A 17,856-nucleotide genomic window follows, 5' to 3' on the forward strand; every position below is an offset into this window, starting at 1 on the left:
GCTCGGCCATGAGAACCGCCCAGCGTCTTACCGCGCCATTAGGAGCGCAGGCCCGGCCGGGGGCCGGGCCGCGCGCGGGGAGCGGAGCGAGCCGCCCTTGAACCCGTAAAGAAGGTTGTAACTCAGTCGGGCGTGTGGGACGCCTGAGGTGCTGTGTGCGGTTTGAAGTCCTGTGTGCAGGATGGGAGTTCGCTGCCTTGGCGGTGTGCCAGCGGTAGGAAGATCACGGGCTGGATCGTCCACGTGATGCGGGTACTGGCCTGGGTGACTGTCACCGTGCAGGGCTCGGCTCGCAGGAGAGCTTTCCTCGTCGCTATGCGGCCGTCGTACAGCCATTCCCACGCTTCCTGGGACGCGTCGGGGTCGAGTGCCGGTGAGATTGTGCGGAGTGCGATGGCAACCCATCTGTCTGCCTGGGGCGCGGAGTACGCGTCGAAGGATGCCCGGAGCGCCGGCCACGCCGCCCCGTCGGTGATGTCCTCGGTCCAGCACTCGCACCAGTAGCCCCGCTGCGGCTTGTCCATCAGCACGGGTGACCTCCGGTGCGGGGTCCTGCGAACAGCTCGGCGGTAACCGTGTGGCCGCTGTCGCTCTGGTGGACGACGACGCGATGGGCGATCGCGCTGACCATGCCCAGGCCTCGGCCGTGCTCGGCCTCCTGGTCCTGGCGCTCGGCTTTCGGGGCGGTGCCGGCGCCTCCGTCGTCTGTGACGGACAACGCGATCACCTGCGCTGACACGGCGAGAGCCAGATGGAAGCTGCCCGATTCTTGACCGCTGGCGGTGTGAAGGATCGCGTTCGCGCTCAGCTCGCTCACGATCAGTTCGGCGTCTTCGGCTAAAGGGGAACCGCGCAGGATGTCGCGGGTCCAGCGTCGGGCCCGGCTGACCTCTTCCGGGAAACCTGGGCAACTGAGCCCCCAGACCCGGGCTGTACTCGTATACTCGTGCATACAAGTTCCTTCGTGCTGGTAGGCCGCCATGTGCAGCGGGTTCGGGCTAGACGAGTTTCACGCCGTCGTGGGCGCGGATCGCCGGTGGAGACACCGCGTCCATCGCGTCCAGGACGCGGATGGCGTAGGCCTCGTCGGCAAGCTCGGAGACTTCTTCACGGGTGGCCCAGCGCAGGGCGCGGGTCTCGTCGCCCGTGGTGGGCGTGCCGTCGGCGGCCTGGCAGCGGAAGACCAGGGAGACGATCAGGCCCGTCATGTTCTTGTAGACGCCGGTCAGGGTCACCGGAAGGGCGATCTTGATGCCGGTCTCTTCGAGGACTTCGCGTTGCAGGGCCTCGGGGATGGTCTCCTCGCGTTCGAGGACACCGCCCGGCGGTTCCCACTTTCCGTTGTCACGGCGCTGGATCAGGAGGGCCCGGCCGCGGGCGTCTATGACGACCCCGGCGACGCTCACGGAGTGCGGGCGTTCTGTGCTCACGTTCCTCGGCCCTCTCGGCTGGCTAGGCTCTCCACCGTAGCAACAACACTCGCCCACTCGTCTAGATACCTAAAGGAGTACAAGTGAGCCCTGCTCTTCCCTCGGGCCTGCTCGGAGATCTCGACCCCACGAGCGATCGTGCGGTCTTCCGGCAGATCGCCGACCAGCTGCGCGAAGCCATCGACCGTGGGCGGTTCAGAGAGGGCGAGAAGCTGCCTTCGGAGGCTGAGCTTGTCGAGCACTACGGGGTGTCCCGGATGACGGTCCGGAACTCCTTCTCCATCCTCCAGGGGGAAGGGCTCGTGCATGCCGAGCACGGAAAGGGTGTGTTCGTCCGGCCCCGGCCTCCCGTGCGGCGCCTCGCCTCCGACCGGTTCGCCCGGCGGCATCGGGAGCAGGGGAAGTCCGCGTTCATCGTGGAGGCGGATGCAGCCGGCAGCCATCCTCAGGTCGACAGCCTTGAGGTCAAGGAAGAGAAGGCCAGCCAGGACATTTCCACGCGGCTCGGGTCCGTGCGGCGCGTGCTGGCCCGGCGGCGCCGGTATCTCCTCGACGGCCGGCCGGTCGAGTTCGCCACCTCCTACCTCCCCCTCGACATCGCCCGCGGTACGCAGATCGCCGAACCCAACCCCGGCCCCGGCGGCATCTACGCCCGCCTCGAAGAGCTGGGCCACCGCCTCGACCACTTCGAAGAGGAGATCCGCGCCCGGATGCCATCGCCCGACGAGGTGAAGACGCTCCGGCTGGCCTCCGGCGTGCCGGTCATTCACCTGGTCCGTACCGCCTTCGACACCGAGGGGCGGCCCGTCGAAGTCTGCGACACGGTCATGGCGGCGGATGCCTACGTCTTGTCGTACCAGCTCCCGGCGACCTGATCGTCATGGTTTGCGGTGGTGCGCGGGCGCAGCTCTCCGAACTCGTACACCCCAACACGCATACTCGTATAGACGAGTGGGCAAGTTGTGTGGCAGGGTGATCGTCATGAGTCCGGGAGATCGGATTCGTAGACCGCTACATATATAGACGAGTAGATAGGGAGTGTGCTGTGCGCACCATCCGTGTTGAGACCACCGCCGCCACGATCCTGCTGACCGAGGCTCCTGAGCCGAAGGTCCGGGACCGCCAGACCGGCGAGATCGCCAAGGACGCCGTGAGCGGTGAGGCGCTGATGACCATCGGCGTCGTCTACATCGAGGACGGGGAGTCCTCCCTGATCAAGGTCACCGTGCCGGAAGGCGGCGTCTCCGAGGGGCTGAACCTCGGTGCGCCGGTCTCGCTCCCCGGCCTCGTCGCCCGGCCGTGGGAGTCCGTGTTCAACGGGCAGCAGCGTCACGGCATCGCCTACCGGGCCGCTGCCGTCACCCCGGCCGCGTTCCCGGCCGCCATGGGGGCCACCGCCTGATGACCGACCTGACAACGCTCCTGGAGGTGGGTGGTCCTGTCGCCGCGCTCGGCGGCGGGGCCGCCTACACCCGGGCCAAGCACCCGGCGGTCTACTGGTCCGCAGTCGGCGGCCCGATATCCACGGTCCGCCTGCCTAGCTCGTACGTCTCCGTCATGGAAGCCTGCGGCCTGACCGTGGCGCCCTCCCGGCTGCGGGTTCTCGCCGTCAAGGCAACCACCCGGCGGGATGTCCGGCCGGTCCCGCCTCGCCGGGGCATCCTCCGTCCCACCTCGACCGGGCTGCGGCTTCGCCTCCGGCTCGCTCCGGGGCAGGAACCCGCCGACGTCGCCGCCTCGGCCGAGCGGTTGCGGCACGCCTGGGGAGTGCATGCCGTCTACGTCACCACGGTGAAGCCGGGTGTCGTGGAACTGCGGCTCGTCGGCTACGACGTCCTGCGGCGGGTACGCATGCCCCGCAAGACCGGCGGTGCGTTCCTCAAGGTGCCGGTGGCGCTGCGCGAGGATGCCATGCCCTTCGTCCGCGACTACCGCACCGTTCCCCACCAACTCACCCTCGGCGCGACCCTGTCCGGCAAGTCCATGTACCTGCGCCACCTCATTTCCGGACTGGCCCGTCAGGACGGCGTCGCGCTCGTGGGGATCGATTGCAAGCGGGGCGTCGAACTGGCGCCCTTCGCCGCCCGTCTCTCCGCACTCGCCACCGACCCGGACGAAGCGGCCGAGCTGTTGCCCGTGCTGGTCAAGGAAATGGAGGACCGATACGACCTGATCAAGGCCCGGCAGGGCATCGCGCCCGGCACTCCGGACGAGGAGATCACCTCTGACATCTGGGGCCTGCCGGAGAGCGAACGTCCGGTGCCCATCGTGCTGTTCGTTGACGAGGTGGCGGAACTCTTCCTCACCGCCACTCGCAAGGACGAGGAAAGGCGGGACGAGATGGTCACCCAGCTCATCCGCCTCGCTCAGCTCGGCCGCGCGGCCGGTATCTACCTGGAGGTGTGCGGGCAGCGCTTCGGCGCCGAACTCGGCAAGGGCGCCACCATGCTCCGCGCCCAGCTGACCGGCCGTGTCTGCCATCGCGTCAACGACGAAGCCTCCGCCAAGATGGCCCTCGGCGACATCGCCCCCGAGGCCGTTCACGCTGCCTGTTCCATCGCTCCTGAGATGCCCGGTCTCGCCGTCGCGGGCGACACCTCCGGCGGCTGGTCCCGCCTCCGCACCCCGTACCTCTCCCTCGGCGATGCCGCCGAGACCTGCCGGGAGGCGGCGCACCTGGTGCCCGACCTGCCTTCGCTCAAGCCCTTCCGGCCTCACGTGCCTGTACACCCGGTCGAGCCGCCGCCCCCGGTCGTCCGGCCGCGTCCGGTGACCGACTGACCGTCGTCCCTTCCTCGCATCGGTCGGCGTGACCGCCTCGCGCCAAGTCCCTACCTCTCCCATGCCCGAAACCGAAAGGAGCCGGACCGTGCGCGTCCACCTCGGCCGTGTCGACGCGGTGTTGGTCCAGGCGCTCATTGCTGCCGCGTTGTCGTTCGCCCACCTCCATGACGTAGCCATGGCGGCCGGGCAGGATGGTTGGAAAGCCTGGGCGTACCCGATCAGCGTTGACCTGCTGCTTGTCGCCGCATGGCGTCGCCTGCGCTCCGGTACGGCAAAGGCGGCGGCCTGGTGCTGGTTCGTCATCGCCCTCGTCGCATCCCTCGGCGCGAACATCGCCACCGCCGGCCTCCTCGACCTGGACGACGTCCCGGCCTGGCTGCGGATCCTCGTGGCCGGTTGGCCCGCCGTCGCGTTCCTCGGCGGCACCCTTCTCGCTCACTCGGTGCCGAAGGCGGATACCGGCGAGATCGGCGCTGACGTCATCGAGGACCAGGAGCACGAGCCCGAAGCCACCCCCGCGCCGCCTGTCCAACCCAGCATCGAGGCGCTGCCGGAACGCCCGCCCGTCCCGGTCCCGGCCGCCCTGGTCGACCACGCCCGAAAGGTCGCGGCCGAACACCACACCCGTACCGGCACCCCGATCGACACCCCGACCCTCCGCGCCCGCCTCGGCGTCCCGACGCCCATGGCCGAAGCCATCGCCGCCCAGCTCACCTGAACAGGAGGAACCGTGCCGCTCTGCTTCAACACAGCCGCCGACTACCTCGAAGCGGCCCGCGAGATGGCCGACACCGGGCGCCCGACGCTGGCCCGGCTCCTCGCTGAAGAGGCCGCTGATCGCACGTCGGACCCTGCCGAGGCCTTCCGGATCCTGAACGAATTCCCCGGCTCCAGCCTGCGCCAGGAGGACTGACCATGACAGCCAACCGCCGCTTCCGCAACGTCACCCGCATCGGCCCCGTCCAGGTCGGCACCGCCTACGACGACCGGGGCCGCGAGAAGCACACCGCCGCCTGCACCGCCCCGCGCTGCGGCTTCTCCGCCGACTACGACAGCCGCGCAGCCGCCGAACTCGCCGCCCGCACCCACCGCTGCCCCGTCCGCTGAAGGGACCCCGAACACCGTGACCGTCAGTCTCCCGCTGGTCGTCGTACTCGGCTTCTTCGCCTGGGGCGCCGTCAGGTTCCTGGGCGTCCGTGCCTGGGTCGTCGTCCTGGTCGCCCTCTTCGGCTTCTGGCTCTCCCACACCTTCCTGGCCCCCGCCATCGAGACCGGTACGCGCTCCGGCGTGACCGTCATAAACGGCTCACATGACTAGACGAGTAGATAAGGAGAGTTCCGCCGTGTTCCTGCCCAAGTACCCCGACAGCCCCACCCAGCCGCCCGCGCACACCCACACCCCGACCAACCCGGCCCCCGACCGGCGCTCCGCGCTCCCGGCCGTCTCCGTCAGTACCGGCGCCGTCGTCGCCGTGCTCACGGGCGGTGTGGTCCTCACCGCGCTCCTGGCCGCCGTCGCCGTCTCGGCCGTCTCGGTGGCCATCGCCGCCGTGGTCCTGCGCTCCCTGCTGCGCGAACACAACCGGCGCTGATCCACGCCAACCCTGGGGCGGCCACGACACCGCCAAGCATCCGGCCGCCCCGGGGCCCGTCACTCCTAACCAATCCCGTCAGAAGGAGACAGCCATCTTCACCCGCACCACCCCGCCCCCGCTCCCGGAACTCTCCAGGCTGGCCCAGCACGGCACCCTGCCGGGCATCCTCCAACAGCTCTCCGGCCTCGGCGGCTGCACCAACCCGATCCGCCTCGACGGCCACCGCACCGAATACGACCTCGACACCACGACGGGCGAAATCGGCCGTGTGCTCCAGCACCTCGACTCGACCGACCTGCCCGCCGGCCAACTCCTCGTCCGCTGCAACAACCGCCGTACCACCCGCTGCGCCGCCTGCGCGGAGGTCTACCGCCGCGACACCTTCCACCTCATCACCGCCGGACTCCGGGGCGGCAAGGGAACCCCGGAACACGTCGCCGCACACCCCCGCGTCTTCGCCACCTTCACCGCCCCCGGCTTCGGCCCCGTCCACAACCGCCGCACCGACGGCCGCGCCTGCCGCTGCGGCACCCACCACGACCAGGACGACGACGCCCTCGGCACTCCGCTCGACCCGGACACCTACGACTACGAAGCGGCCGTTCTCTGGAACGCCCACGCAGGCGCCCTCTGGCGTCGCTTCTCGATCTATCTCCGCCGGGAGGTCGCCAAGCGGGCGGGCCTCTCACAGCGACGCCTACGCGACCACGCGCGCGTGTCTTTCGCGAAAGTCGCCGAGTACCAAAAGCGCGGCGCCGTCCACTTCCACGCCGTCATCCGCCTCGACGGCCCGACAGGCGGCAACACCCCGCCCCCGCCCTGGGCCACCGCCGAACTCCTCACCGACGCCATCCGCGCGGCGACTGCCAAGGTCCGCGTCGACGGCCCGGCCCTCGACGGCCGTACCCACTCCTTCGCCTTCGGTCGCCAACTCGACGTCCGCACCATCCGATCCGCCGACTTCAACGACGGCCAGGAACTCACCGAACGCGCCGTCGCCGCCTACATCGCCAAATACGCCACCAAGGGCGCCGAGACCGCCACAGGCGCCCTCGACCGGCCGCTGAAGTTCGCCGCCGAACTCGCCCAACTCGACATCAGCGACCACGCCCGCCGCCTCATCCGAACCGCCTGGACCCTCGGCGCCCGCAAAGACCTCGAACACCTCCGCCTCCGCGCGTGGGCCCACATGCTCGGCTTCCGCGGCCACTTCTCCACCAAGTCCCGGCGCTACTCCACCACCCTGGGCGCCCTCCGTGACGCCCGCGCCGAGTGGCGCCGAGCACAAGCGGTGACAGCAGCCGCCAACTCTCAGCCGGACACGACGTACGTCCTCGCCCACTGGGTCTTCGCCGGCACCGGCCTCAGCGCCGCAGAGACGTGGCTTGCCGCATCCCTCGAACCAGCCCTCGGAACGGAAGGAGAGCCCACGCATGGCTGACGAAGAGCTGTTGACGGTCCCGGACGTCATGGCCCGACTCAAGCTCGGCCGCTCCACGGTCTACGACCTGATCCGCTCCCGGCGCCTGCCCTCGCTCACCATCGGCCGGTGCCGTCGCATCCCGGCGCGAGCTGTCCGCGACTACATCACCAACGAACTGGAGGCGGCGGCCTGATGGCCCAGCAACGCAAGCGCAATCCGAACGGCGCCGGCACCATCACCAAGCGCAAGGACGGCCGCTTCCAGTGCGCGGTCTACGTGCTCCAGCCGGACGGCACCCGCGCCCGCAAGTTCGCCTATGGCAAGACCTGGGCCGAGTGCGACGCAAAGCGTCGTGAGCTGCTCGACAAGGTGGACCAGGGCGTGCCCGTGCCCACCAAGTCCGCCAAGCTCTCCGAGTGGCTGCCGTACTGGCTGGACAACGTCATCAAGCCCCGACGGAAGCTCAGCACCTTCGACAAGTACGAGACGCACGTCCGCCTCTACCTGGTGCCCCTCCTCGGTGCCAAGCGCCTCGAATCCCTCGGCGTCGCCGACGTCCGACGCTTCCTCGTCCGCCTGGAGAAGGAGACCACCGCCGCAACCGCCAAGGAATCGCACCGAGTTCTGCGCTCGGCTCTGTCCTCCGCCTGCCGCGAGGAACTCATCACGCGCAACGTCGCCAAGCTCGTCGAGCCGCCCCGCACGGATACGCCCGAGCTGCACCCCTGGACCCTGGACGAGACGCTCGACTTCCTCGCCGCCTCCCGAAAAGACCCGCTCTACGCTGCCTTCGTCCTCGCCATCGCCATGGGCCTGCGCCGGGGAGAGATCGTCGGTCTCCGGTGGTCGGACCTCGACCTCGACAACCGCGTTCTCTACGTCCGCCACCAGGTCCAGCGCCGCCGTGGCGTCCTGTACGACGACGATCCCAAGAGCCGCCGTCGCCGAGCCGTCCCGCTGCCCGCCCTCTGCATCGCACCCCTGCGCTGGCACCGCATGCGGCAGTCAGATGCCCGCGCCAAGGCGGGGGAGAAGTGGCGGGACTCGGACTACGTCTTCGCTACTCGCACCGGCCGCCCGGTCGAGCCGCGCAACCTCTATCGCTCCTTCACGCGCGTCGCCGAGTCCGCCGGCCTCCGCGTCATCCGGCTGCACGACGCCCGCCACGGCACCGCCACCCTCCTCACGGCGGCCGGGGTCGCGCCCCGCGTCGTGATGGAGATCCTTGGCCACTCCCAGATCAGCATCACCATGGACGTCTACACCCACGTCGTCCAGGACACGCAGCGCGAAGCCATGAGCCACATGGACCGGCTGCTCAGGAAGAGGCGCCCCGGTCGTGAGTGACCGACCTCGTTGATGTCAGATCTGGATGTCAGAAGGGGACCACCTCCGGATATCCGGAACTGGTCCCCTTCTGACCTGGTGCCCCCGGCAGGATTCGAACCTGCGACACCCGCTTTAGGAGAGCGGTGCTCTATCCCCTGAGCTACGAAGGCGGGGCCCTGCGTAAAACGTCGATGAATACTCTGAGTGACTATTCACGGCGGTCTCGGCAAGGACGGACCACCACTGACGTGGCGGTCACTGACAGGGTAGCGGATCGGGGTGGGGCGATGGGCTGAGGCTGGTGCCTCAGCGGGTTCGTGATCGGTGGGGTTTGGCGTTGATGGTGTCGCCGGAGACGAAAACGAAGGCGAAGGCGAAGAGGTTGTGCGCGGCGGTTACTTGAGACGGCTGCGCCATGACCGTCGCGTTGACGGCGTTGAGAGTCCTGACGGCCTTCGCCTCGGTGAAGGCGCGCTGGATCTGCTCGCCGAGGGGCTGCGGTGTCGACCAGGGGCAGCGACGGTGGCATTCCGGCGGAGAAGTCCAGCGGGTTGGGGATGTCGATGAGGATCTTGCCGGAGCCGGTGGTCGCGGCCGACACTCCCGAGTACCTGGCTGGGGCGGCGGCCGCTACGTCGCGGGTGCCGATGGCCACCTCGTGGCTGAGGGAGGCGAGCTTGACGGCGATGGTCTGGCCGATGACGCCGGTGCCGAAGGAGAACCGCGTATCGTGCCGGGGCGGTGAGGGGCGGCACTTCTGCCGCGGGTTGTGAGAGGCCGACGGCGGGTGGGACGGAGCGCTCCCGCGACGCGGAGCCCTGGGGCGGTGCGGCGGTCACAACTGGGTCTGGCCGCCGTTGACTTCGTAAACGGAGCCGGTGACGAAGGACGCCTCGTCCGACAGCAGGAAGGCCGCGACGGCGGCGACCTCTTCCACGGTGCCGGGGCGCTTCATCGCGGTCTTGTCGGCGATGACCTTGCGCACCTCCGGAGGCAGGGCCCGCGCCGACGGGGCGTCGATCGGGCCGGCACGCCGGCCCTTCGGCACGCCGGCCCTTCGGCACGCCGGTCCTTCGGCACGCCGGGCCTCCAGCACGCCGGTCCTACTGTCAGGTTCGGAGACGTCGACTCCCCAGTCCTCCGACGCTGCGGGCCCGGGCGGGGGCGGGCCCGGGCCGGACGGTGGTCAGGACTTCGCCGCGGGCGTCTGCTTGATGCCGTCCACGACCGTGCGCTCCAGGATCGCGCTGGTGAAGAGCACGGTGCCGGGTGTGATCAGGGCGTCGGTGCCGCTGTTCCTGCGCACCTGCACCGAGCGTTCGCCCAGGAAGACGTGGCTCTTCTTGTCGAAGATCCACTCCTCGCGTTCACCGCTGGTCTCGTCGAGCCGGGCCACCGCCACCCCGTGCCGGCCCACCGCGTCCGTCGCGTCGTCGACCACGACGACCCCGGGGATCTTCGCGGCGGCCTTGAACAGCGCCGGGTACAGCTCCGCCGGCGGGTAGCTCTCGCCGAGCAGGTCGCCGATGGTGGTGAAGGCCTCCTGGTCGGGAGAGTTCCCCTGGCCCTTCGTCTCCGTGTAGATCTTGGCCAGCAGCTTGTCGGGGTCGGTGGTGAGCTTGGTGAGGTAGTCGTACGACGGGCCGTTCAGGGACGGCTTCGGGGTGTTGCCCTGCTCGTCGGGGAGGGACAGGGTCTCGCCCTCGGGGCTCTTGTTGACGGCCGGGTCGATCAGCCAGCCCTTGGCGCCGTCCGGGGACCGCCAGACCTGCCGCGTGTGCAGCGGGTGGCTGGCCAGGGAGGACTTGCCGTCCACGTTGCTGATGTAGCTTTCGGCCGACTCGGACTTGATGTAGATGTACTGGCCGGGCTTGGCGGCGGGACGGGAGGCCGAGGTCTCGGCGGCGGCCAGGGAGATCTGGTCGAGCAACTGGGGAACGCCCTTGGTGGTGGCCGCGCCGATGGCGGTGGTGAGGGCCGGGCCGGCGTCCTGCACGCCGTTGCCGCCGTTGCCGGAGAGGGTCACGCCCGCGACGACCGCCGCCGCCAGCGCGGCCGCCGTCAAAGGCAGGGCGATCACCGGCCGGGGAAACCGGCGCCGGCGCTCCCGTACGGGGGTCGTGGTCTGCTCCGCCTGCCGCATGTCGTGGATCTGGGCCATCAGTCGCTCCTTGTGGAACTGGTGGCGGCCCGGCGGAAGGTCCCGCGCGGTGGCGGACAGCAGCTCGGCGCTGCCGTCCCCCTCGGCCGGGTGGTTCCGGGAGGTGTTCACGGTCATGGTCTTCCTTCCTGTGCGGGCCGGATCACGTTGGTGTGATCACCTCTTGTCTGTCGGGAGCGGCGGCCGCCTTCCCGGATTCCGCGAGCTTTTTCGGGCGGCGGTCCGGCCGACGGGGGACCGGCGAGGTCGCGCAGCTTTCTGCGGGCGCGGGAGAGCCGGGAGGCGACGGTGCCGACGGGGATGCCGAGCGCCTCCGCCGCCGCCTCGTAGTCGAGGCCCTCGCCCAGGCAGAGCGTGACGACCTCGCGCTCGGGTCTGCGGAGCTTGCCCAGGGCGGTGAGGGCGGCGGCGAGCCGGTGCCCGTCGTCGACGCGGTCGGCCACCTCGTCCGCGTGGTCGGGCACCGAGAGCTGGGCCGCCGCCGCGGCGTTCGCGGCGGCCCGGTACCGGCGGTTGCTGCGGTACTGGTTGCGGGCGGTGTTGGTGGCGATGCCCAGCAGCCACGGCCGCAGCGAACCGCCCTCGGGGTCCACCCGGTCGCGCAGCCGCCAGGCCTCCAGGAAGGTCGCGGCCATCACGTCCTCGGCCACCGACCAGTCGGCGGTCAGCCGGAAGGCGTGGTTGTAGACGGTGCGCGAGTAGCTGTCGAACAGCTCCGCGAACGCGCTCGGCTCCCCGGCCCGTACCCGGGTACGCATATGTGTGCTCACGTCACTGAGCTGTCCGGCACTCCGCATCGCCTTCCCGTGATCCGGGTCACATCCGACTCTCCCTTCCTCCCAGTCCTCCTGCCGCCCAGAGGGTCAGGGGTACTGGGGGCAGGCGGGTGGCGGGAGACGGCGGGCGAGCGGCGGGCAGGCGGCGGGCTCAGGACAGCGGAACCTTCGTGAAGCGGGACGCGATGCGGAGGTCGTCCTGGACCTGGGCCGCCGTGGCGTGCAGGGCCGGCAGCACCTCGCTCACGCAGTCCGCCAGGGTGCGGCGGGCCGCGTGGGTGGCCACGTTCAGGGCGGCGACCGGGCGGCCCGTCCGGTCCCGTACCGGCACCGCGATCGAGCGCAGGCCCGACTCCAGCTCCTCGTCCGCCAGGGCGTATCCGCCCGGTTCGGCGAGACCCAGCAGGGCCCGGCCGAGCGCCGTAGGGCTCGCCGGCAGCCGGGTGCCCACCGTGATGTCCACCGTCAGGACCCGGCTCGCGGCCGCCACCGCGACGTACTGGATCTCCGCCGGATCGGCCCCCGGTACCCGCACCGCCAGCGCCGTCGGTTCGTGCAGCCGGTCCGCGAGGGCGCGCAGCCGGGGGGCCGCGAGGCGGGCGAGGGTGGTGCGGGACAGCGGCGGGTAGCCCAGGGACAGCACCCGGGGGGTGAGGGCGAAATCGCGTTCGTCCGAGGTCACCAGGCCCAGGTGCTCGTACGTGATCAGGGCCCGTCGGGCCGTCGCCCGGGCCAGGCCCGTCGCCTTCGCCACGTCCGTCAGGGTCAGCGCCGAGCGGCCCTCGCCGAAGGCCGTCAGGACGGTCAGGCCCCGGGCCAGCGACTCCACGAAGTCGCGGCCCAGTTCGTGCTTGGAGGCCGTGGTCCAGACGGCGAGGCCGCAGGGGGGCGGCCCCGGCTCGGCGGGCCGGGAGCCGGCCTCGCGCAGCTCCGCCTCCATCGCGGTCACCGCCGTACGCAGCCGGGGGAGCAGGGTCTCGCGCAGGTCCGCCGCCGTGTGGCGGCTGGTGTGGCTGACGACGCTCGCCACGCACGCCACCCGTCCGGTGCGCGGGTCGCGCACCGGGACGGACACCGCGACCAGGCCCGGTTCGATCAACTGGTCGTCCAGGGCCCAGCCGCTGTGCCGGGCCTCCTCGGTCCGCGTCTCGAAGTCGTCGGCGGCGGCCGGATTCCGGGGCGGTACGGCCGGGAAGCCCGCGTCCGCGGGGTCCGCCGCGCGCCTCGCCCGCCACACCGACCATTCCCGCTCCGTCCACTCCGCCGCGAACAGCGGGCCGGGGGCGGTACGTTCGGCCGGCAGCAGGTCGCCGATGCGGAAGCTGACGGACATCGCGCGGCGGCGGGTCGCCTGGTGGATGAACCGGATGCCGTCCCGGTCGGCGACGGCGAGGGAGACCGACTCGTCCAGTTCGTCGGCGAGGGCGTCGGCGTGGCCGTCCAGCAGCGCGGGCAGGCGGAGAGCGGCCAGGTAGGCGTTGCCCAGCTCCATCACCCGGGGGGTGAGCACCGCGTCCCGGCCGTCCTGGCGGACGTAACCCGTCCGGGAGAGGGTGGCGATGATCCGGTCCACCGTGGAACGGGCCAGGCCGGTACGCCGTTCCAGCGCGCTCGCGTTCAGCGTCCCGCCCGCCTCGGTCAGCGCCTCCAGCACCGCCACGCCCCGGATCAACGGCGTCACCGCCTCGGCGGGCGGCTCGTGCGCCGCGGGGGAGGAGGGCAAGGGGGCTGTCATCGACTCTCCGGCTCCGGTACGACGGTTTCCGTGATCTCCGTGATCTCCGTGATCTCCGTGATCTCCGTGATCTCCGCGATTTTCGTGATGTCCGCGATCTCCGGTACGGCACGACCTTCGACACGGCGATCAGCGCACGCCTACCGTAAACCGTGGCCCACCTGGCCAGCGCCGGATCGCGCACCGCGACCCGTATCCCCGCGGCCGGCAACCCCGCGACCCGCACCCCCCGCACCCCGCCCCGCATGCTGCGACCGGCACCCCCCGCACCACCGCCCGGCATGCTGCGACCCGCACCCCCCCAGTGGCCCGGAGCCCGCAGCCGCACGCCCGCCGCACGCCCCCCGCACGCCCCTACCCCCGACTCACCCGCACCCGGTAGTTCCCCTCCCCGTCCGCCCCCGACACCAGCACCTCGATCCCGTGCGCGGGATCCTTGAAGCTCTCGCCCGGGCCGAACGGGGCGTCGGAGAGTTCCGCCTGGACGTTGGGGCTGCGGGTGCAGCCGCCGGTGTTGCGGTGGGCGTCGTACACCTTGATCGGCCCGCGGCCGGTGTCGACGTTCGCGCCGACCTTGTAGATGAGGACGCCGGGGCAGCACACCTCCTCGTCGTTGCCGCCTTTGGTGCGTACCTCCAGGGCGTAGCCGGTGCGGGCGTCGACAGGGATGAAGATCAGCTTGCGGCCGCCGGCCCGGGAGAGGGGTGTCAGCGTGTACTCGGCGCTGCCGCGGCTCGCCGCGCAGGTGACCTGGTCGGGGTCCAGCCACCCCAGCTTCCACTTGTGCCAGGCGAGGAGGTCGTTGTCGGCCCCCCAGTCCTCGCTCATGATGTCCCAGTGCCCGGCCGCGCCCCCGCCCTCCTGCGTGTAGAGGTCGGGCAGGCCGAAGACATGGCCGTTCTCGTGGGGGAGGACCCGGTAGCCGGTGCGGTCGTAGGAGCCCGAGCCGTCGTCCTGGCGGGAGTAGACGAAGGAGGCGTTGGAGACCGGCACGCCGTCGGCGACCGGGGCGTCGCCGTTGCCGGCGAAGGTCACCGACAGCACGGTGTCCAGGGCGGAGGGGCCGGCGTTCGGGGTCACCAGCACGTTCAGGAGGTCGTACGACCGGAAGTCCACGTCCGGGTCGGCGGCGGCCACGAGGTCCTGGACCAGTTCCCGGTAACCGGGATCGAAGGGTGCGCCGCGCTCTATGCCGTACTCGCTGAACGGCTTGGGCATCCGCAGCCAGTGGTCGATGGGGGCGACGGGCTGGTAGTCGAGCTTGCCGTAGGAGGCGGTGCGGAACCAGTCCTGGGTCTGCGGGAAGAACTCGTGGTAGCGGTCGAGCGCGCTGCCCTGGCCGGGCGCGTCGGGGAAGTCGACCATCAGGGTGAGGGCGTGCACGGTGCCGGTGGAGCGGGAGTAGCCGCCCGGCGTGGGGATGCCCTCGGTCATCTGGACGTCGTTGCCGCCGGTGATCATGCAGGGGCCGTACACGGAGGAGCGGGACAGCGCGATCGGTCCGGCGCCGGTCGGTGAGGGAGCCGCCGTGAGGTGCCCGGTGCCCGCCGAGGTGCCGACCGCGAGGATCAGCGCGGCCACGGCGGCGAGGCAGGCCGCACGGCGGTGGCGTATGCGTCGGGTCGGCCGTGCCCCGCGATCCGGTGCGGGGCGGCGGTCCGGTGTCGGGCGGCGGTCCGGTGCGGGGCGGCGGTCCGGTGTGGGGCGGCGGTCCGGTGTGGGGCGGCGGTCCGGTGTGGGGCGGCGGTCCGGTGTCGGGCGGCGGTCCGGTGTGGGGCGGCGGCTTGACGGCGTACGACGGACCGACGGCGTACTACGGCGGGGCGAGGCATGGCGGCTCGTGAGGCGCAGGGGCGTGCGGAGGCGGGCGGGTATGTGAAGACGAGCGGGTTTACGGCGGCTGGGCTGCGGCTGCATGCACGGACCTTTCGCGCCACGGCAGCCGCCGGTCTCCGGCTGCACCCTTTCGATCACCCTGTGTCGAGGGGGCGGCGGGCGCGCGCTGGAAAGGCCGATCGTGGGATGTCGTGGCCTGCGAGGGCCGGACGAAGAGGCGCTCTGAGGTGATGTGACTCAGGTCACATGAAATGAGGGGAAGGGGCGGAAATAACCGGGGACTCCCTCCCCGTTTAGACCTGTGTCCGCGCGAAACGGGGAGCGCCTCCCCGGATCGCGGAAAGTCCACAGACCAGGAGTGCGCCGTGCAGACCGCGACCGCCATTCCCGCCGTGCGCAAGGCACCCCGGCCCCGCGCCGACGCCCTGCGCAACCGGGAGCGGATCGTCACCGCTGCCCGCGAGATGTTCACCGAGTACGGCCCCGACGTGCCGCTCGACGACATCGCCCGCCGGGCCGGCGTCGGTAATGCCACGGTGTACCGCAACTTCCCCGACCGCGACGCGCTCGTCCGTGAGGTCGTCTGCTCCGTGATGGACCGGACGTCGGAAGCGGCCGAGCTGGCACTCGCGGAGACCGGGGACGCCTTCGACGCGCTGGAGCGCTTCGTGCACATTTCCGCCGACGAGCGGGTCAGCGCGCTGTGCCCGATGGTCTCCAGCACCTTCGACAAGAACCACCCCGACCTCGAAGCGGCGCGTCAGCGGTGCGAGCAGCTCATCGGGCAGCTCATGGACCGTGCCAAGGCGGCCGGACAGCTCCGTCCGGACGTGGGCGTCGGCGATGTGATGATCGCCGTGGCCCAGCTCAGCCGGCCCCCGTTCGGCACCGACTGCCTGGTCGGCGACCGCTTCGTCCATCGCCATCTGCAGCTGTTCCTGGACGGACTGCGGGCCCCGGCCCGCTCCGCCCTGCCGGGCACGGCCGTGACCGTGGAGGACCTCCGCCAGGCCTGACCCAGCCAGACAGCCGAGACAGCCGACACCTTCGACGTATCCGACACCTTCGACGTATCCGACGCATCCGACTCGGTCACGAACCGCCGATCGGGCCGATCAGTCAGGGACCGTCCGCCGGTCCCTCACCTCAAGCATCACTTCAAGCATCCCAAGCATCACTTCAAGCATCACTTTTTCCGTCACGAAGTCACGAAGTGGGTACCCCCATGTCAGCAACAGCCGCAAAGGCTCCCGGCGCACCGGCACAGTCCGGTGATGCCAACCGCTGGAAAGCGCTGGTCTTCATCGCGCTCGCCCAGCTGATGGTCGTCCTAGACGCCACCATCGTGAACATCGCGCTGCCCTCCGCCCAGAGCGACCTGGGCATCTCCGACGGCAACCGGCAGTGGGTCGTCACCGCCTACGCCCTCGCCTTCGGCGGTCTCCTGCTCTTCGGCGGCCGGATCGCCGACCTGTGGGGCCGCAAGCGGGCCTTCGTCATAGGCCTGACCGGCTTCGCCGCCGCCTCCGCGCTCGGCGGTGCGGCGACCAGCGGCGCCATGATGTTCGGCGCCCGTGCCCTCCAGGGCGTCTTCGGCGCCATGCTCGCCCCGGCCGCGCTCTCCCTGCTCGCCGTGATGTTCACGGACGCCAAGGAGCGTGCCAAGGCGTTCGGCATCTACGGCGCGATCGCCGGTGGCGGCGGCGCCGTCGGCTTCATCCTCGGCGGTGTGCTCACCGAGTACCTGGACTGGCGCTGGACGTTCTTCGTGAACATCCCGTTCGCCATCGTCGCCGCGCTCGGCGCGTACTTCGTCATCCGTGAGCCGGAGGGCGGCCGCAACCGCAACCCGCTCGACATCCCCGGCGTGCTCCTGTCCACCCTGGGCCTGGTCTCGCTGGTCTACGGCTTCACCCGCGCCGAGTCCGACGGCTGGGGCGACACCACCACCGTCGGCCTGTTCGTCGCCTCCGCGGTCCTGCTGCTCGCGTTCGTCGTCACCGAGGCCCGGGTCAAGGCCCCGCTGCTGCCGCTGCGCGTGGTCACCGACCGCAACCGCGGCGGTATCTACCTCTCCCTCGGCGTCGCGATCATCGCGATGTTCGGCACCTTCCTCTTCCTGACCTACTACCTCCAGGTCATCAAGGGCTTCTCGCCGATCAAGACCGGCTTCGCCTTCCTGCCGATGATCGCGGGCATGATGGTCGGCTCCACCCAGATCGGCACCCGGCTGATGACCCGGGTCCCGGCCCGGGCGCTGATGGGCCCCGGCTTCCTGGTCGCCGCGAGCGGCATGCTGGTCATGACGCAGATCGAGATCGGCTCCTCGTACGCCTCGACGATCCTGCCGGCGATGGTGCTGCTCGGTCTCGGCATGGGTACGGCGTTCATGCCGGCCATGTCCCTGGCCACGCTCGGCGTCGAGCCCCGGGACGCCGGTGTCGCCTCCGCGATGGTCAACACCTCGCAGCAGGTGGGCGGTGCCATCGGTACGGCCCTGCTGAACACGATCGCCGCCTCCGCGACGACGTCGTACATCAAGGACCACATCGCGACCGCGACCTCCAAGTCCCAGCAGCAGCTGGTCCAGATGCAGGGCGCGGTGCACGGCTACGCCAACGCGATCTGGGTCGCCGTCGGCATGCTGGTGCTGGCCTCGGTGATCGTGGTGACCTTCGTCAACGCCGGCAAGCCGGACACCACCACGGTGGCCTCCGGTGAGGGCGCGGAGGACGAGGTGGCGGTCCCGGTGGTCGCCCACTGAGCCGCTGAGCGGTCGGCCGGCCG

General features: G+C 70.8%; 21 protein-coding genes and 1 tRNA gene. 13 read left to right on the top strand and 9 right to left on the bottom strand.

Going from position 1 to position 17,856, the window contains the following annotated elements:
* Window positions 1-122: 122 nt before the first annotated feature.
* Genes AB0P24_RS27680 through AB0P24_RS27690 form a run of 3 tightly spaced genes read right to left on the bottom strand, consistent with a single transcriptional unit; the run spans window position 123 to window position 1,406 of the window.
* The gene (locus AB0P24_RS27680) at window positions 123-524 is read right to left on the bottom strand and encodes a hypothetical protein (protein ID WP_365798716.1); all 402 of its coding nucleotides are present in this window, start codon (window positions 522-524) and stop codon (window positions 123-125) included.
* Entirely contained in the window at window positions 524-952 is a 429-nt protein-coding gene (locus AB0P24_RS27685) for an ATP-binding protein (RefSeq protein ID WP_362719576.1), read from the bottom strand. Before AB0P24_RS27685 ends, AB0P24_RS27680 begins: the two co-directional genes overlap by 1 nt.
* Before the next feature lie 46 nt (window positions 953-998).
* Complete coding sequence (locus AB0P24_RS27690; protein ID WP_365798719.1) at window positions 999-1,406, bottom strand: NUDIX hydrolase; 408 nt, start codon at window positions 1,404-1,406, stop codon at window positions 999-1,001.
* Window positions 1,407-1,513: 107 nt separating this feature from the next.
* On the opposite strand from AB0P24_RS27690, the gene AB0P24_RS27695 reads away from it, so the two are divergent.
* The 11 genes from AB0P24_RS27695 (at window position 1,514) to AB0P24_RS27745 (ending at window position 8,579) form a co-directional block, all read left to right on the top strand.
* Entirely contained in the window at window positions 1,514-2,305 is a 792-nt protein-coding gene (locus tag AB0P24_RS27695; protein ID WP_365798557.1) for a GntR family transcriptional regulator, read from the top strand.
* 170 nt (window positions 2,306-2,475) lie between these two features.
* The gene (locus AB0P24_RS27700; RefSeq protein ID WP_352222640.1) at window positions 2,476-2,832 is read left to right on the top strand and encodes a hypothetical protein; all 357 of its coding nucleotides are present in this window, start codon (window positions 2,476-2,478) and stop codon (window positions 2,830-2,832) included.
* The gene (locus tag AB0P24_RS27705; RefSeq protein WP_365798559.1) at window positions 2,832-4,211 is read left to right on the top strand and encodes an FtsK/SpoIIIE domain-containing protein; all 1,380 of its coding nucleotides are present in this window, start codon (window positions 2,832-2,834) and stop codon (window positions 4,209-4,211) included. Before AB0P24_RS27700 ends, AB0P24_RS27705 begins: the two co-directional genes overlap by 1 nt.
* Window positions 4,212-4,299: 88 nt before the next feature.
* Window positions 4,300-4,932 carry a DUF2637 domain-containing protein gene (locus AB0P24_RS27710; RefSeq protein WP_365798561.1) on the top strand — a complete coding sequence of 211 codons (633 nt, stop codon included), beginning with the start codon at window positions 4,300-4,302 and terminating at the stop codon, window positions 4,930-4,932.
* A gap of 12 nt (window positions 4,933-4,944) precedes the next feature.
* Window positions 4,945-5,127: a hypothetical protein gene (locus AB0P24_RS27715; RefSeq protein WP_365798563.1), complete on the top strand. Its 183-nt coding sequence runs from the start codon at window positions 4,945-4,947 to the stop codon at window positions 5,125-5,127.
* A 2-nt stretch (window positions 5,128-5,129) separates the two neighbouring features.
* Window positions 5,130-5,321 carry a mobile element transfer protein gene (locus AB0P24_RS27720; protein WP_123975881.1) on the top strand — a complete coding sequence of 64 codons (192 nt, stop codon included), beginning with the start codon at window positions 5,130-5,132 and terminating at the stop codon, window positions 5,319-5,321.
* 16 nt (window positions 5,322-5,337) lie between these two features.
* Window positions 5,338-5,532 carry a hypothetical protein gene (locus tag AB0P24_RS27725; RefSeq protein ID WP_365798566.1) on the top strand — a complete coding sequence of 65 codons (195 nt, stop codon included), beginning with the start codon at window positions 5,338-5,340 and terminating at the stop codon, window positions 5,530-5,532.
* A 25-nt stretch (window positions 5,533-5,557) separates the two neighbouring features.
* Entirely contained in the window at window positions 5,558-5,806 is a 249-nt protein-coding gene (locus AB0P24_RS27730; protein WP_365798568.1) for a SpdD protein, read from the top strand.
* Between the two features lie 139 nt (window positions 5,807-5,945).
* Window positions 5,946-7,250, top strand: a complete 1,305-nt coding sequence (locus AB0P24_RS27735) for a replication initiator (protein ID WP_365798721.1) — start codon at window positions 5,946-5,948, stop codon at window positions 7,248-7,250.
* A complete protein-coding gene (locus AB0P24_RS27740; protein WP_289933434.1) occupies window positions 7,243-7,425 on the top strand; it encodes a helix-turn-helix domain-containing protein in 183 nt (60 codons plus the stop codon). Before AB0P24_RS27735 ends, AB0P24_RS27740 begins: the two co-directional genes overlap by 8 nt.
* The gene (locus AB0P24_RS27745) at window positions 7,425-8,579 is read left to right on the top strand and encodes a site-specific integrase (RefSeq protein ID WP_365798571.1); all 1,155 of its coding nucleotides are present in this window, start codon (window positions 7,425-7,427) and stop codon (window positions 8,577-8,579) included. The genes AB0P24_RS27740 and AB0P24_RS27745 overlap by 1 nt, the downstream gene beginning before the upstream one ends.
* 76 nt (window positions 8,580-8,655) lie before the next feature.
* Here the strand turns inward: AB0P24_RS27745 and AB0P24_RS27750 are convergent.
* The 6 genes from AB0P24_RS27750 to AB0P24_RS27775 all read right to left on the bottom strand — a co-directional run bounded on the left by AB0P24_RS27750 (window position 8,656) and on the right by AB0P24_RS27775 (window position 14,847).
* A tRNA-Arg gene (locus tag AB0P24_RS27750) sits at window positions 8,656-8,731 on the bottom strand.
* A 665-nt stretch (window positions 8,732-9,396) separates the two neighbouring features.
* On the bottom strand, window positions 9,397-9,609 hold the full coding sequence (locus AB0P24_RS27755) for an SDR family oxidoreductase (RefSeq protein ID WP_365798573.1): 213 nt from the start codon (window positions 9,607-9,609) through the stop codon (window positions 9,397-9,399).
* Between the two features lie 138 nt (window positions 9,610-9,747).
* Window positions 9,748-10,839, bottom strand: coding sequence for a CU044_5270 family protein (locus AB0P24_RS27760; protein ID WP_365798575.1), 1,092 nt, complete (start codon window positions 10,837-10,839; stop codon window positions 9,748-9,750).
* Window positions 10,836-11,480 (bottom strand): sigma-70 family RNA polymerase sigma factor, encoded by a 645-nt coding sequence (locus AB0P24_RS27765; RefSeq protein WP_365798723.1) that lies wholly within the window; start codon window positions 11,478-11,480, stop codon window positions 10,836-10,838. The genes AB0P24_RS27760 and AB0P24_RS27765 overlap by 4 nt, the downstream gene beginning before the upstream one ends.
* A 169-nt stretch (window positions 11,481-11,649) precedes the next feature.
* A complete protein-coding gene (locus AB0P24_RS27770; protein WP_365798577.1) occupies window positions 11,650-13,233 on the bottom strand; it encodes a helix-turn-helix domain-containing protein in 1,584 nt (527 codons plus the stop codon).
* Between the two features lie 354 nt (window positions 13,234-13,587).
* Window positions 13,588-14,847 carry a M6 family metalloprotease domain-containing protein gene (locus AB0P24_RS27775; RefSeq protein WP_365798725.1) on the bottom strand — a complete coding sequence of 420 codons (1,260 nt, stop codon included), beginning with the start codon at window positions 14,845-14,847 and terminating at the stop codon, window positions 13,588-13,590.
* 587 nt (window positions 14,848-15,434) lie between these two features.
* Here AB0P24_RS27775 and AB0P24_RS27780 point away from each other — a divergent pair.
* Both AB0P24_RS27780 and AB0P24_RS27785 read left to right on the top strand, forming a co-directional pair.
* Window positions 15,435-16,085, top strand: a complete 651-nt coding sequence (locus AB0P24_RS27780) for a TetR/AcrR family transcriptional regulator (protein WP_365798579.1) — start codon at window positions 15,435-15,437, stop codon at window positions 16,083-16,085.
* A gap of 209 nt (window positions 16,086-16,294) precedes the next feature.
* Window positions 16,295-17,833, top strand: a complete 1,539-nt coding sequence (locus AB0P24_RS27785) for an MFS transporter (protein ID WP_365798581.1) — start codon at window positions 16,295-16,297, stop codon at window positions 17,831-17,833.
* Window positions 17,834-17,856: the final 23 nt, after the last annotated feature.

The organism is Streptomyces sp. NPDC086519 (assembly GCF_040686075.1).
In the GTDB taxonomy this organism is placed as follows: Bacteria; Actinomycetota; Actinomycetes; order Streptomycetales; family Streptomycetaceae; genus Streptomyces; species Streptomyces shenzhenensis.